Below are 13,617 nucleotides of genomic sequence, written 5' to 3' on the forward strand. Positions count from 1 at the left end.
CCTCCGTCCGCTGGGCCGCCACCCGCTCCCCCCGCCTCCCCGCCGACGTCCTGGTCACGCTCCTGCGCGAAGGCCGCACCGCCGAAACCGCCGCCCAGAACCCGGCGATCCCGCCCGGCATCATCCGGAGGATGGCCGAGCGGGATCACCTTTCACCGGAAAACGACCCGGTCACTCCCCGTCAGGCACCAACCTGAGCGAGATCGAGTTGATGCAGTACCGCTGATCCGTCGGCGTCGGATACCCCTCGCCCTCGAAGACATGGCCCAGGTGCGAGCCGCACTTCGCGCAGCGCACCTCGGTGCGGACCATGCCGTGCGAGGTGTCGGACAGGAGCTCCACGGCGTCGGAGTCCTTCGGGTCGTAGAAGCTCGGCCAGCCGCAGTGCGACTCGAACTTCTCGCCCGACGTGAAGAGTTCGGTGCCGCAGGCGCGACAGGAGTACACGCCCTTGGTCTTCGTGTCCGTGTACTCGCCGACGAAGGCAGGCTCCGTGCCCGCCTCGCGCAGGACCTTGTACTCGGCCGGGGTCAGCTCCGTACGCCACTGCTCGTCCGGCTTTTCGACCTCGTACGACATGATCCTCAGCTCCTCACTCGGCGGCGTGCGCGGACAGGTGGTCCAGGATGCGCGGACCGAGGTCCGTCACATCGCCCGCGCCCATGGTGAGAACCAGATCGCCGGGCTTCGCCATTCCCGCGATGACCGCGGGGGCCTTGTCCTTGTCGTGCTCGGCGGTCACGTCGGCGCCCGCGGCGCGTGCGGCGTCGAGGATGAGTTCGCTGGTCACGCCGGGGATCGGGTCCTCGCGGGCGGGGTAGATGTCGAGCACCACGGAGGAGTCGGCGAGCGCCAGGGCCTGGCCCATCTCGGTGCCGAGCTCCTGCGTGCGGGAGAACAGGTGCGGCTGGTAGAGCACCAGGATGCGGGCGTCGACGGCGGCCGAGCGCATGGCCTCCAGGTCGGCGGTCATCTCCGTGGGGTGGTGCGCGTACGAGTCGATGACCTGGACGCCGGCCGCCTCGCCCTTGAGCTGGAGGCGGCGCTTGACGCCGGTGTACGACTTGATGGCACCGGCCAGGTTGTGCGCCGGGATGCCCATCGCGACGCCCGCGGCGAGGGCGGCCACCGCGTTGTGCGCGTAGTGGCGGCCGGGGACCGAGACGGTGAAGGTCAGCAGCTTGCCGCCGATGAGGACGGTGACCTCGCTGGACAGTCCGCGCGGGGTGATCTTGTGGATACGGACGTCCGAGCCCTCGGACTCGCCGTATGTGACGACGTTGAGGGACGAGACGTCGCGCAGCCGGCGCGTGAGCTCCACGGCGCCCGACTGGTCGGCGGCGATGACGAGCGTGCCGCCCGGCACGATCTTCCCGGCGAAGGTCTCGAAGGAGTCGTAGATCTCGTCCATCGAGGCGTAGTTGGCGTGATGGTCGAGCTCGACGTTGAGGACGATGGCGACCTCGGGCGCGTACTTGTGGAAGCTGCGGTCCGACTCGTCGGCCTCGGCGACGAAGATCTCGCCGCTGCCGTGCTCGGCGTTGGAACCGGGGGCGTCGAGGTCGCCGCCGATCGCGTACGAGGGATGCAGGTCGAGGCTGGAGAGCGCGACCGCGAGCATCGAGGTCGTGGTCGTCTTGCCGTGGGTGCCGGCCACCGCGATCGGGCGCAGGTTGTCCATCAGCGCGGCGAGGGCGTCCGAGCGGTGCACGACCGGGATGCCGCGCTCCTCGGCGGCGGCCAGCTCCGGGTTGTCGGCGCGGATCGCGGACGAGACCACGATCGCGCTGGCGTCCTCGGCCAGATGGGCGGCGTCGTGACCGAGGTGCACGGTGGCACCGAGGGCGCGCAGGGCGTCGGTGGTCGCGGAGGCCTTGGAGTCGCTGCCGGCCACCTTCGCGCCGCGCTGCGTGAGGATCTTCGCGATGCCCGACATTCCGGCGCCGCCGATGCCGATGAAGTGCGGTCGGTCCAGGGCAGGGGGGATGCCGGGCGTCATACGAGGTCTCCCGAGGGTCGCGTGCTGGGGCGGGGACCCAGCCTAAGTGCTGCGCGGGGCCCCTTTGAGCACCGGGCGGTCCGCCCGGCGGGCCCGGCGTGGGACCGCCGGGCCGAGCCGCAACCTACTCGCTGTGCGCGTACAGCTTGAGGACCGGCACCCCGACCTTGTGCCGCGCCCGCGAGGCCCAGTCCCGGTGGAAGAACTCCTCGACATAGTGCGGGGCCGTCAGGACGATCACCTCGTCCGCGCCGGTCCGCTCGGTGATCGAGGACAGCACGTCCAGGGGCTGGTCCTCGACCAGATGCCCGACGGCCTCGCAGCCGGCCTCGCGCAGCGCGGCCAGCGAGTGGTCGAGCGCCTGCTGGGCGGGGCCCACGGCGTCCTCGCCCTCGGGTACGTCGCCCTCGTGGACGGCCTCTTCCAGTTCGCCGAGCGCCACGTCGTCCACCGCACGAAGGAGCCGGTCCTGGTCACCACGCGGCTGCATGAGGACGACGAAGGAGACCGCGTCGTCTCCGTGCAGGGTCGTGACGAACTCCACGTCGATGGCCGACAGGGCCTTCTCGATCATCAATACGCTCGTGAACACGTCCGGCGCCCTTCTCCATTGGAGCCTTCCGGCCCCTGCGGAACCTGCGGATCCTCGGGGCCCAGAGCCCCTGCGGAAACCATCCTTCCCCGTGTTCGCACGGGGTCTGCGTGTCTTAGTGTGCCCACCGGAGCGGGAAACGGAACGACAGATTCCGCTGATTGTCAGGTTCGACGGTAGCGGCAGAACAGGAACCCGTCCTCTTCCAGCAGCGATGTGAGTTCCAGCCGCTCCGGTACGGGGATCGACGGCCCTCCCCCGATCCGCTGCGCGTCACCCGCCGCAAGCATGGGCGAAACCGTCAGACACAGCTCGTCCAGGACGCCGGCCGCGACCAGCTGGCCGAGCAGCCGCGGCCCGCCCTCGGTGAGCAGCCGGGTGAAGCCGAGGTCCGCGAGACCCCGTACGGCCGCTGCCGGGTCCACCCACGCACTGTCCCCGGCCACCACGATCCGGGCGCCGGCCTGCTCGGCGGCCTTCACCCGGTGTGCGGGGGCCTCCGCGCCGGTGATGATCAGGGTCGGCACGAGGGGCTCGGTGAACAGGGGCAGCGAGAAGTCCAGGTCCAGGCTGCCGCTCACGACGGCGATCGCCGGCGCCGGGCCCTGCCCGGCCGCCGCCCTGCGCGCGGCGAACGCCTCGCGGGCGCGGGCGGGGCGGTAGCCCTCCAGGCGTACCGTTTCCGCACCGACGAGCACGACATCGGCGAGCGCCCGCAGGGTGCCGAAGATCCGCATGTCGGTGTCGCTCGAGATGGGCTGGGAACGTCCGTCGTGCTGGGCGGCCCCGTCCAGCGTGGAGACCATGTTGGCGCGCAGCCACGGGGTGCCACCCGGTGGATACGCGTACCGCTCGGCGAGCTCGTCGAGGCTCCACTCACGGGCCTCCCCGGAGCCGCCGGCTGCTGTCTCATCGGTCACAGGGAACAGACTGCGCATGTCCCGCAGTCTTCCACGGCCCGTAAAGTGGGGACCTGTGTCGCCTTCTCCTGCTGCCGCCGGCCGCCATCCGATAGCCGATCCGGCCCCCCAGTCCCTCTGCGCGCGCGAGCCGCACGTCCCGGCCGAGCGTCTTGTCGCCGAAATGGTGCCGCCGCCGCGCTTCCAGAAGGCGCGCTTCGAGACATACGTACCGGACGCTTCGCAGCCCTCGCAGGCCCAGGCCGTTCAGGTGCTCAGCTCGTTCGCCGGCACGCTCGGCGGGGCGCACGCCAGCGGGGCGGGCAAGCGGCGCTGGTTCCAGAAGAAGGTCCAGGCCCCGGCCGGTCCGCGCGGCGTGTACCTGGACGGCGGCTACGGCGTCGGCAAGACGCATCTGCTCGCCTCCCTGTGGCACGCGACCCCGGCCGAACCCTCGCTCAAGGCCTTCGGCACCTTCGTCGAGCTGACGAACCTGGTGGGCGCGCTCGGTTTCCAGCAGACCGTCGCCACGCTCAGCGGCCACCGGCTGCTCTGCATCGACGAGTTCGAGCTCGACGATCCGGGCGACACCGTGCTCGTCTCCACCCTGCTCGGCAAGCTGGTCGACGCGGGCGTCGCCCTCGCGGCGACCTCGAACACGCTGCCCGGCAAGCTCGGCGAGGGCCGGTTCGCGTCGGCGGACTTCCTGCGCGAGATCCAGGGCCTTTCCGCGCACTTCAAGGCGCTGCGGATCGACGGCGAGGACTACCGGCACCGCGGGCTGCCCGAGGCACCCTCGCCGTACAGCGACGAGCAGGTCGCGAAGGCCGCGTACGCCACTCAGGGCTCGAGTCTCGACGACTTCCCGCACCTGCTCGACCACCTCGCCAAGGTGCACCCGAGCCGGTACGGCGCGCTCACCGACGACCTGTCGGCCGTCTGCCTGACCGGGGTCGACGCGGTGCCCGACCAGTCGACGGCGCTCAGGCTCGTGGTGCTCGCGGACCGGCTCTACGACCGCGAGGTGCCGGTCGTGGCCTCGGGCCTCCCCTTCGACCGGATCTTCGGCGAGGACATGCTCAAGGGCGGCTACCGCAAGAAGTACTTCCGCGCGATCTCACGGCTCACCGCCCTTGCGCGGGACGGGAAGCGGCTGGTCGAGAACGCCTGAACCACAAGTGCCGAGCGGTGACACGCGGGAGCCGACGCTACGCGCGTGGTTCCCGCGTCGTGGATCAGGTGGTACACACAGGCGGGTTACGTTCCTGTCCGCCAACAGGGAGTTGCCCGAATGACCGACTCACGTATGTCCGCGTCCCGACGCCAAGTCCTCGCCGGAGGCGGGGCCTTGGGCCTGGGAATCACCTTCGCCGGCTCGCTCACCGAACTCTTCGCAGGGTCCGCCGCCGCACACGGCAGAGGCGGTTACGGGCCGCTGGTGCCCGACCCTGCCGGTCTGCTCGATCTGCCCAAGGGCTTCAGGTACAAGGTGCTTTCGCGTGAAGGCGAGCCGCTGCGCTCGGGCGAGGGGCAGGTGCCCACGAACTTCGACGGAATGGCCGCCTTCGCCGGAAAGCGCGGCGGCACGCACCTCGTCCGCAACCACGAGAACCGGCACACCGGCAAGATCGGCGTACCGGTCGTCGAGGGTCTGACGTACGACCCGGCCGCGAAGGGCGGCTGTACGAACATCACGCTCGACCGCCGGGGCAACGTCGTGGACGAGCGGGTGTCCATCGCCGGCACCGCCGTCAACTGCGCTGGCGGGCCCACCCCTTGGGGCACCTGGCTCACCTGCGAGGAGAACGAGGACAAGGCCGGCACCAACGGCTACACCAAGGACCACGGCTTCATCTTCGAGGTCGACCCGGTGGATCCGCGTCGTACGGGCGCGGTGGCGCTCACCGCGATGGGCCGCTTCCAGCACGAGGCGATCGCCGTCGACCCGAGGCGCGGTGTCGTCTACGAGACGGAGGACGCCTTCCAGAAGCCGTTCGGTCTCTTCTACCGCTTCCTGCCCAACAAGCCCGAGGGCGGCCGCGGTTCACTGCGCGCGGGCGGCCGGCTGCAGGCGATGCGCGTGCCCGGCGTACCGGATCTGGCGTCCATCCAGGAGACGGGCGCGAGCTTCGACGGCGTCGAGTGGGTCGACGTCCCGGACCCGCTGGCCAAGGAAACCCCCATCCGGCTGCAGGACTTCGGGCCGAAGGGCATCACCCACGCCCAGAAACTGGAGGGCTGCTACTGGGGCGGCAAGTCGGTCTACTTCGTCTCCAGCTACGCGCGCAGCCGCGAAGGTTCGGCCGGTGACCACTACGGCCAGATCTGGCGGTACGACCCGTCGTCGCGCCGTCTCACGCTGGTGATCGTCTTCGGTCCCGACACCGACATCCAGCTGCCCGGCGAGGAGCCGGACAACATCTGCCTCGCCCCGAGCGGCGGTCTGATGGTGTGCGAGGACGGTGAGGGCGCACAGCACGTGTACGGCCTGACCCGGCGCGGCGAGGTCTACCCGATGGCCGGCAACCGGCAGAACATCGGGACGCCCGAGGCCCCGGAATGGGGCGAGTTCGCGGGCTGCACGTTCTCGCCGGACTGGGACACGATGTACGTCAACTGCTACACCCCCGGCACGACCTTCGCGGTGACGGGGCCCTGGCACTCCTAGCCGCCGGCGTGGGCGGGCTGTGGACGACAGCCCGCCCTTCGGGGCGGCGGGCGCGCAGCGGTAGCGGCCGTCGCCGATCCGGCGCAGGATCGAGTGGACTCTCACAAGGGGCGTAAGGGGTAGGCCGTGGCCAAGACGAAGACCAAGGCGGACAAGCCGAGCAAGCCGGGCAAGAAGTCCGGCAAGGCGACAAGCGGTGGCGGGAAGGCCGAGGTCAAGGCCGCGAAGGTGAAAGCCGAGGTCAAGGCCGCGAAGGCGCAGGCTGAAAAGCCCGCCAAGGCGAAGGCTGACAAGCCCGCGAAGGTGGCGGCCGGCAGGGCCGCCGGGTCCAGGACCACAGCCGCGCTCTCCGAGCTGCTGCGCGTCCCCGAGGGCGAACGCCTCGACCTCTCCGCGTACGACGCCCGCGCCACCCCCGCGGGACCGGCGAACAAGGCCGAGGCCCTCGCCGATCTGGCCCGTATGGGTGAACGTCTCGCCGACCTCCAGGAGCGGCTCTACGCGGCGAGCACCGCGGGCGACCGGCGCCGTGTGCTGCTGGTCCTGCAGGGCATGGACACCAGCGGCAAGGGCGGCACGGTCAAGCATGTGATCGGCCTGTTCAACCCCTCCGGCTGCCGGATCAAGGCCTTCAAGGCACCCACGCCCGAGGAGCAGAACCACCCGTTCCTGTGGCGGATCATGAAGGCGCTGCCCGAGCGCGGCGAGATCGGCATCTTCGACCGCTCGCACTACGAGGACGTGCTCATCGCGCGCGTCCGCGAACTGGTCCCGCGCAGCCAGCTCGGCCGGCGCTACGGCCAGATCAACCGCTTCGAGAAGTCCCTGACGCACGACGGCGTCACGGTCATCAAGTGTTTCCTGCACATCAGCAACGAGGAGCAGCGCGGCCGGCTGCTCGAACGCCTCGACCGCCCCGACAAGCACTGGAAGTTCAACGTCGGCGACATCGAGGAGCGCGCGCTGTGGCCCGCGTACCAGGAGGCGTACGAGATCGCCCTGGAGCGCTGCTCGACGGAGGCGGCACCGTGGTTCGTGATCCCCGCCGACCGCAAGTGGTACCGCAACTGGGCCATCAGCAAGCTCCTCCTGGAACATCTCGAGGCCTTGGACCCGCAGTACCCGAAGGGCGACTTCGACGTGGAGGAGTGCCGGCAGCGGCTGCTGGCCGCGGAGTGACCCGCGTGGTCGGCCACTCTCTGGTGTCTACCTGACACCCGTTGGCGAAATGAGCGGTTTGTCGGATTTTACGGGTTAACGTCTGCGCGTGACGACCCTCACCGCTCGCGTACGCACGCTCGCCGTCTGCGCCCTGCTCGCCACCGCCGTCGCCGTCGCCGGCTGCGGCTCGCAGGCCGGTCCGAAGAAGGCCGCCCCCACGCCCTCCCCCGAGGCGGAGACCTCGCGGCCGCCGACGCTCGCGCCCGGCCCGCAGGGGCTCGCTCCGGTGTTCAAGAACGGGGAGCGGCGCGAGAAGGTGGTCGCGCTGACCTTCGACGCCGATATGACGGCGGACCAGGGGACACGGGCCGCGCGCGGGGAGCGGTTCGACAATCCGGAGCTGATCCGCGCGCTCAAGCGGTACAAGGTGCCGGCGACCGTGTTCATGACGGGCCGCTGGGCCGAGGAGTACCCGGCGCAGGCCAAGGCCATCGGCGCGGATCCGCTCTTCGAGGTCGCCAATCACTCGTACAGCCATTACGCCTTCACCAAGGACTGCTACGGGCTGCCGACCATCGCGCCGAAGGATATGAAGGCCGATGTGGAGCGGGCGTTCAAGGCCTTCGAGAAGGCGGGGGTGGCCGATGCGGTGCCGTACTTCCGTTTCCCCGGCGGGTGTTACGACCGCACCGCGCTGCGCGCGCTCGCGGCCGGCGGGGTGACGGCCGTGCAGTGGGACGTGGTGAGCGGGGACGCGTTCGCGACCGATGCGGACGCGGTCGCCGCGGATGTGCTCGGCGGGGTCAAGCCGGGTTCGGTGGTCGTCATGCACTGCACGCGCAGCGCCGCGCCCGTGACCGAGAAGGCGCTCCGCACGATCGTGCCCGCGCTGCGCAAGCAGGGCTACCGGTTCGTACGGGTGTCGGAGCTCATCGGGGCCCAGGGGTCCGCGCGCTGAGTCCGTCTCAGGTGTGCAGCACCGGCATCTGGTCCGGGGCCGGGCAGATGCGCATCCCGGTGTGATCGAAGACGTAGAGCCGTGCCAGGTCCACCAGGAGCGGGATGTGGCCGCCGACGCGTACACGGTGTTCGGGGCCGGACCGCAGGACCAGATCGCCTGCCGCCGTCGTACGGCGCTCGGGCGGGATCGAACCAGGGACCGCCCCAGGGACCGACCCAGGGATGGACCCAGGAACTGAACCACGAGCCGGCCCAGGAGCCGGGCCTGGGCCCGCACCAGGGACCGGCCCCGGCACTGACGCCCGCCTTGCGGCCGGCCCCGGCTCCCGGGCGGCGGCCAGCGAGCTCACCCGGTGCAGCGCCCGGTCGAGCCAGGGCCTGCGGGCCGAGCGCACCGCACCGCCGTCCGCGGCGGGCCGGGAGGATTCCAGGTCGGGAACGACGGCCCGCCGCGAGCCGGTGTTCAGATGAACGAGCACTTCGTGCCCCAGATACTCCACGTGCTCCACGACCCCGCCGAGCGCGGCCTCGCCCGGCCGCGCCTGGCTCGGCGGCCCGATCCGTACGGCCTCGGGACGCAGGCCCACGATCACCGGGCGCCCTTGCTGGATGCGGAGCAGCTGGTGGTCGGTGGTCAACGGCTGGGGCAGACGCAGGCGTTGACGCCCGAGGTCGAGGGCCATGGGGCCGTCCAGCGGGGCGTTGACCACGCCCTCGAGGAGGTTGATGCGCGGGGTGCCGACGAAGGCCGCCACGAAGACATTGGCCGGGCGGGCGTACAGGTCACGGGGCGCGCTCGCCTGCTGGAGCACGCCGTCCCGCATCACCGCCACCCGGTCGCCGAGCGACATCGCCTCGGCCTGATCATGCGTCACATAGACGGTGGTGACGCCGAGTTCGGCGACGATACGGGCGATCTCGGCGCGCAGATGGCTGCGCAGCTTGGCGTCGAGGCTGGACAGCGGCTCGTCCAGGAGGAAGACCGACGGGCGCCGGGAGATCGCCCGGCCCATCGCCACGCGCTGGCGTTCACCGCCGGACATCTGGGCGGGCAACCGCTCCAGGAGGTCCTCGATGGCGAGCATCCGCGCGGTCGCCCGCACCTGGTGCTCGTGGTTGGTCGAGGGGTCCCGCAGGCGCAGCGGGAACCCGATGTTCTCGCGGGTGGTCATGGACGGGTACAGCGCGAAGTTCTGGAACACCATCGCGATGTCCCGCTCGCGGGGCAGTACGTCGCTCGCGGGTTCACCGCCCAGGAACAGCTCACCCTCGGTGATGTCCTCCAGGCCCGCGATCATGCGCAGCACCGTGGACTTCCCGCAGCCCGAAGGGCCGAGGAGCACCAGGAACTCGCCGGGTTCCACGGTCAGGGAGACCCGGCGCACGGCGTACGCGTCGCCGAATCTCTTGCTCACTTCTCGCAACTCGATGGCTCTGCTCATGGAGGTCCGCCTGGCGTCGAGGACTTGAGGGCCGTGCAGAGGTGCTTTTGAGTTCCGTGCAGAGGTGCTTCGGTGCTGCGGATCGGGGTGTGCTGCGAGCCCGGCCCCGCCTCCCCCACGGGCGGGGCCGGGCTCGTTCCGCCGGTGTTCAGGTCACCGGCGGAGCCATGCCGCTCACCTGCGGAGCCAGGCCGCCGTGTCGCTCGGCAGCCGTCCGTCCTCGGTCAACGGGCCGCTGGCGAGCAGGAGTTCCGCGTGCGACGGCAGCGTGGCCGGGGTACCGGAGAGGTTTACCACACACACCAGCGCATCGGTACGGGAGAAGGCGAGGACACCGTTGTCGGCGGGCAGCCAGGCCATCGGTCCGTCGCCGAAGCCGGGCGTCTCGCGGCGCAGCCGCAGGGCCGTGCGGTACAGGGCGAGCATCGACGCGGGATCCTCGCTCTGCACGTCCACGGCGTACTGCGGCCAGTACGCGGGCTGCGGCAGCCACGGCTCCGTATCCGAGCCGAATCCGCTGTGCGGTTCGCCGGACACCCACGGCAGCGGCACCCGGCAGCCGTCGCGGCCCGGGTCGGTGCCGCCGGAGCGGAAGTGCATCGGGTCCTCGATGCGACTCAGCGGGATGTCGGCCTCGGGCAGGCCCAACTCCTCGCCCTGGTACAGGTAGACGGAGCCGGGCAGGGCCAGCGTGAGCAGCGCCGCGGCGCGGGCGCGGCGGGTGCCGAGCTCCAGGTCGGTGGGGGTGCCGAAGGCCTTCGTATCGAAGTCGAACGCGGTGTCCTCGCGGCCGTAGCGGGTGACCGTGCGCGTCACGTCGTGGTTGCACAGGACCCAGGTGGCGGGGGCCTTGACGGGTGCGTGCTCGGCGAGGGTGTCGTCGATGGTGCGGCGCAGTCGGTCGGCGTCCCAGGGGCAGGCGAGAAAGTTGAAGTTGAAGGCGGTGTGCAGCTCGTCGGGGCGCAGATAGCGGGCGAAGCGTTCGCTGTCGGGGAGCCAGACCTCGCCGACGAAGATGCCGTCGTATTCGTCGGCTATCGCCCGCCAGGAGCGGTAGATGTCGTGGATCTCGTCCTGGTCGATATACGGGTGCGGGTCGACGCCCTCGGTGAAGTCGGGCAGCTCCGGGTGCTTGGTGAGCAGGGCGGCCGAGTCGATACGGACGCCGGCGACGCCGCGCTCGAACCAGAAGCGGAGCACGTCCTCGTGTTCGCGCCGGACCTCGGGATGCGACCAGTTGAGGTCGGGCTGCTCGGGGGCGAACAGGTGCAGGTACCACTCGCCGTCGGGCACCCGGGTCCAGGTGTCGCCGGAGAACTGGGAGGGCCAGTTGTTGGGCGGCAGTTCACCGTTCTCGCCGCGGCCGGGCCGGAAGTGGAAGCGCTCCCGCTCCGGGCTGCCGGGGCCCGCCGCGAGGGCGGCCTGGAACCAGGCGTGCTGGTCGGAGAGGTGGTTGGGGACGATGTCGACGATCGTCCTGATCCCGAACTCGGCGGCCTCCGAGATCAGCTTCTCCGCCTCGTCGAGGGTGCCGAAGGCCGGGTCGATGGTGCGGTAGTCGGCCACGTCGTAGCCGCCGTCGACGAGCGGCGAGAGATACCAGGGCGTGAACCAGACGGCGTCGACGCCGAGTTGGGCCAGATACGGCAGGTTCGCACGGACACCCGCGAGGTCCCCCGTACCGTCGCCGTCGCCGTCCGCGAAGCTGCGTGGGTAGACCTGGTAGATGACGGCGTCACGCCACCAGTCGTCGGTGCGGGAGGGCGGCAGATCGCCGGTGCGGGACGATTCAACAACTGCCACGGGAGGTTCCTTTCGGGCAGGTGGGGACCCCGCCGCCGGCCATAGCGGGGGCATGGAAGTGCTGGCCGGCGGCGGAGTGCTTTTCGGAAGGCGGGCGATGAGGGGTGAGGGCCGGTGCGGGTCAGCCCTTGAGGCTGCCGGCCGTCAGGCCCGCCATGATGCTGCGCTGGAAGAAGAAGAAAACGATGATCATCGGGATGCTCGCGATCACCAGACCGGCCATGATCTGGTTCTGCGAGACGGCTCCCGCGGTCTGCGACAGACCCACGCTGAGCGTCATCTTCTCGCTGTCCGGCAGGACGAGCAGCGGCCAGAGGAAGTCCTTGAAGACCATCACGATGGTGAAGATGGAGACCACACCGAGGATGGGCCGCGAGATGGGCAGGATGATCGAGACGAGCACCCGCCAGGGCGGTACGCCGTCGATCTCGGCCGCTTCGAGGATCTCGTCGGGTATCGAGTCGAAGAACCGCTTGAGCAGGAAGATGTTGAAGCCGTTGGCGGCCACCGGGAACCAGATCGCCCAGGGCGAGTTGAGCAGCTGCCAGCCGAAGATCGGCACATCGGTGACGGTGACGTACGCGGGGATCATCACGACGATCGGCGGGATCATCAGCGTGGCCAGCATCGCACCGAGGATCGCATTCCCGAACATCGGCCGGAGCTTGGACAGGGCGTAGGCGGCGGTCACGTCGACGGCAAGGGTGAAGAGCCAGGCGCCGACCGCGTAGTACAGGGTGTTCTGCAGGAGCGTGCCGATGTCGAAGAGCTCCCAGGCATCCGAGAACACGGAGAAGTCCGGGTTCTCGGGCCACAGCGTCGGCGGCATCTGGGCGATCTCCTCGCCGGACTTCATCGCGCCGGTGACCATCCAGTACAGCGGGAAGACGAAGACCAGGGTGAAGACGGAGAGCACGGCCGCGAGCACGGCCCAGTAGATCCTCGTCCCCCAGCGGGACTTGAGTTCCAGCGGCGAGACGATGGTGCGCGCGTGCCCGTCGGCCCAGGCGGCGCGGCGCCGCCTCTTCCTGCGGTGGGCACTCGGCGGTGTCACCTTGCGGGTCTCTGCCGGCGCCTCGGGCTTGGCTGTTGTGTGCACTGTGCGGGCTGTGTCGGCAGTGTTGGCAGTGTTGGCCATGGGGTTACCTCTTCTCGTCGCGGGTCAGCCGGAGCTGGACTGCGGCGACCGCAAGGAGAACGATCATGAGCATCACGCCGAGCGCGCTGCCGGCGCCGTAGTTGCCGCCGTAGACGAAGGCGTACTGGTACATCAGGAAGGCGACGGTGACCGTCGCGTTCTCGGGTCCGCCGCCGGTGAGCTGATACGGCTCGATGAAGACCTGCATCGTGGCGACGATCTGGAGCATCAGCATGAGCAGCAGGATCAGCCGGGTCTGCGGGACGGTGACGTTCCAGATCCGCTTGAAGATCCCCGCACCGTCGAGTTCGGCGGCCTCGTAGAGATCACCGGGGATGTTCTGGAGGGCGGCGAGGTAGATCAGCACGCCGGCGCCCATGTTCATCCAGGTGGAGACGAGCACCAGGGAGATGAGCGCGGTGTCCGTGGAGTCGAGCCAGGCGAGCGTCGGCAGGCCCACGGCGTCGAGCACATAGTTGAACAGGCCCGGTCCGGGATCGTAGAACCACTTGAAGAGCAGCACCGAGACGATCGGCGGCAGCATCACCGGCAGATAGACCACGAAGCGCAAGTACGCGCGGGCGTGGCGCAGTTCGTTCAGGATGATGGCCACGGCGAACGGAATCACATAGCCGCAGATCAGGGCGAGGAACGTGAAGGCGATGGTGTTCTTCCAGGCCTGTCCGAACGCCGGGTCCTCCACGACCGTACGGAAGTTGTCCAGGCCCACCCATGTGGGTTCGTCGACCAGATTGGTCTCCTGGAAGCTCATGATGATCTGCCGGATCATCGGCCACCACGCGAACAAGGCGAAGCAGAACAGTGCCGCACACAGGAATCCGTACGCGGTGATGTTGTTCCGGACCGCCCGTTTCCGCTTCGAGGGTGGCCTGCGACGTGGCGGCCTCGCCGGCCGTTTCGTCCGCAGGGTCAGTGTGTCCATGGTGATCTCCCG

General features: G+C 69.9%; 12 protein-coding genes and 1 pseudogene. 5 read left to right on the forward strand and 8 right to left on the reverse strand.

Annotated features, from left to right (window positions below; genetic code table 11):
- Positions 1-197: pseudogene (locus G6045_RS40875) on the forward strand (hypothetical protein); the annotation flags it as partial.
- Here G6045_RS40875 and msrB read toward each other — a convergent pair.
- The 4 genes from msrB to G6045_RS16000 all read right to left on the reverse strand — a co-directional run bounded on the left by msrB (position 172) and on the right by G6045_RS16000 (position 3,529).
- Positions 172-579 carry a peptide-methionine (R)-S-oxide reductase MsrB gene (gene msrB, locus G6045_RS15985; protein WP_165332614.1) on the reverse strand — a complete coding sequence of 136 codons (408 nt, stop codon included), beginning with the start codon at positions 577-579 and terminating at the stop codon, positions 172-174. The pseudogene G6045_RS40875 and the gene msrB overlap by 26 nt on opposite strands.
- Before the next feature lie 13 nt (positions 580-592).
- Positions 593-1,999, reverse strand: a complete 1,407-nt coding sequence (gene murC / locus G6045_RS15990; RefSeq protein ID WP_165332615.1) for a UDP-N-acetylmuramate--L-alanine ligase — start codon at positions 1,997-1,999, stop codon at positions 593-595.
- A 124-nt stretch (positions 2,000-2,123) separates the two neighbouring features.
- Positions 2,124-2,591, reverse strand: a complete 468-nt coding sequence (locus G6045_RS15995) for an indole-3-glycerol phosphate synthase (protein WP_165332616.1) — start codon at positions 2,589-2,591, stop codon at positions 2,124-2,126.
- A 164-nt stretch (positions 2,592-2,755) separates the two neighbouring features.
- Positions 2,756-3,529: a pyrimidine reductase family protein gene (locus G6045_RS16000; RefSeq protein ID WP_165332617.1), complete on the reverse strand. Its 774-nt coding sequence runs from the start codon at positions 3,527-3,529 to the stop codon at positions 2,756-2,758.
- Positions 3,530-3,566: 37 nt separating this feature from the next.
- Between G6045_RS16000 and zapE the strand changes: the two genes are divergently transcribed.
- From zapE to G6045_RS16020, 4 genes are all read left to right on the forward strand, one after another.
- Positions 3,567-4,661: a cell division protein ZapE gene (zapE, locus tag G6045_RS16005; RefSeq protein WP_328707792.1), complete on the forward strand. Its 1,095-nt coding sequence runs from the start codon at positions 3,567-3,569 to the stop codon at positions 4,659-4,661.
- A 120-nt stretch (positions 4,662-4,781) separates the two neighbouring features.
- The gene (locus G6045_RS16010; RefSeq protein ID WP_165332619.1) at positions 4,782-6,158 is read left to right on the forward strand and encodes a PhoX family protein; all 1,377 of its coding nucleotides are present in this window, start codon (positions 4,782-4,784) and stop codon (positions 6,156-6,158) included.
- Between the two features lie 303 nt (positions 6,159-6,461).
- Positions 6,462-7,337, forward strand: a complete 876-nt coding sequence (locus tag G6045_RS16015) for a polyphosphate kinase 2 family protein (protein ID WP_165332643.1) — start codon at positions 6,462-6,464, stop codon at positions 7,335-7,337.
- An 88-nt stretch (positions 7,338-7,425) separates the two neighbouring features.
- Complete coding sequence (locus tag G6045_RS16020; protein WP_165332620.1) at positions 7,426-8,277, forward strand: polysaccharide deacetylase family protein; 852 nt, start codon at positions 7,426-7,428, stop codon at positions 8,275-8,277.
- Between the two features lie 7 nt (positions 8,278-8,284).
- On the opposite strand, the gene G6045_RS16025 is transcribed toward G6045_RS16020, so the two are convergent.
- From G6045_RS16025 to G6045_RS16040, 4 genes are all read right to left on the reverse strand, one after another.
- A complete protein-coding gene (locus G6045_RS16025) occupies positions 8,285-9,721 on the reverse strand; it encodes an ABC transporter ATP-binding protein (RefSeq protein ID WP_165332621.1) in 1,437 nt (478 codons plus the stop codon).
- A 174-nt stretch (positions 9,722-9,895) separates the two neighbouring features.
- Positions 9,896-11,578, reverse strand: coding sequence for a glycoside hydrolase family 13 protein (locus G6045_RS16030; protein WP_165332622.1), 1,683 nt, complete (start codon positions 11,576-11,578; stop codon positions 9,896-9,898).
- Between the two features lie 67 nt (positions 11,579-11,645).
- Positions 11,646-12,662 carry a carbohydrate ABC transporter permease gene (locus G6045_RS16035; protein ID WP_165332623.1) on the reverse strand — a complete coding sequence of 339 codons (1,017 nt, stop codon included), beginning with the start codon at positions 12,660-12,662 and terminating at the stop codon, positions 11,646-11,648.
- Between the two features lie 4 nt (positions 12,663-12,666).
- Positions 12,667-13,605: a carbohydrate ABC transporter permease gene (locus G6045_RS16040; protein WP_165332624.1), complete on the reverse strand. Its 939-nt coding sequence runs from the start codon at positions 13,603-13,605 to the stop codon at positions 12,667-12,669.
- Positions 13,606-13,617: the final 12 nt, after the last annotated feature.

Origin of the sequence: Streptomyces mesophilus, assembly GCF_011044995.1 — a bacterium.
In the GTDB taxonomy this organism is placed as follows: Bacteria; Actinomycetota; Actinomycetes; order Streptomycetales; family Streptomycetaceae; genus Streptomyces; species Streptomyces mesophilus.

Excerpts from the sequence above, each read along its gene's own strand:
- G6045_RS16000 (WP_165332617.1), bottom strand. The coding sequence starts at position 3,529 with ATGCGCAGTCTGTTCCCTGTGACCGATGAGACAGCAGCCGGCGGCTCC.
- G6045_RS16025 (WP_165332621.1), bottom strand. The coding sequence starts at position 9,721 with ATGAGCAGAGCCATCGAGTTGCGAGAAGTGAGCAAGAGATTCGGCGAC.
- msrB (WP_165332614.1), bottom strand. The coding sequence starts at position 579 with ATGTCGTACGAGGTCGAAAAGCCGGACGAGCAGTGGCGTACGGAGCTG.
- G6045_RS16040 (WP_165332624.1), bottom strand. The coding sequence starts at position 13,605 with ATGGACACACTGACCCTGCGGACGAAACGGCCGGCGAGGCCGCCACGT.
- G6045_RS16010 (WP_165332619.1), top strand. The coding sequence starts at position 4,782 with ATGACCGACTCACGTATGTCCGCGTCCCGACGCCAAGTCCTCGCCGGA.
- G6045_RS16030 (WP_165332622.1), bottom strand. The coding sequence starts at position 11,578 with ATGCCCCCGCTATGGCCGGCGGCGGGGTCCCCACCTGCCCGAAAGGAA.
- G6045_RS16035 (WP_165332623.1), bottom strand. The coding sequence starts at position 12,662 with ATGGCCAACACTGCCAACACTGCCGACACAGCCCGCACAGTGCACACA.
- murC (WP_165332615.1), bottom strand. The coding sequence starts at position 1,999 with ATGACGCCCGGCATCCCCCCTGCCCTGGACCGACCGCACTTCATCGGC.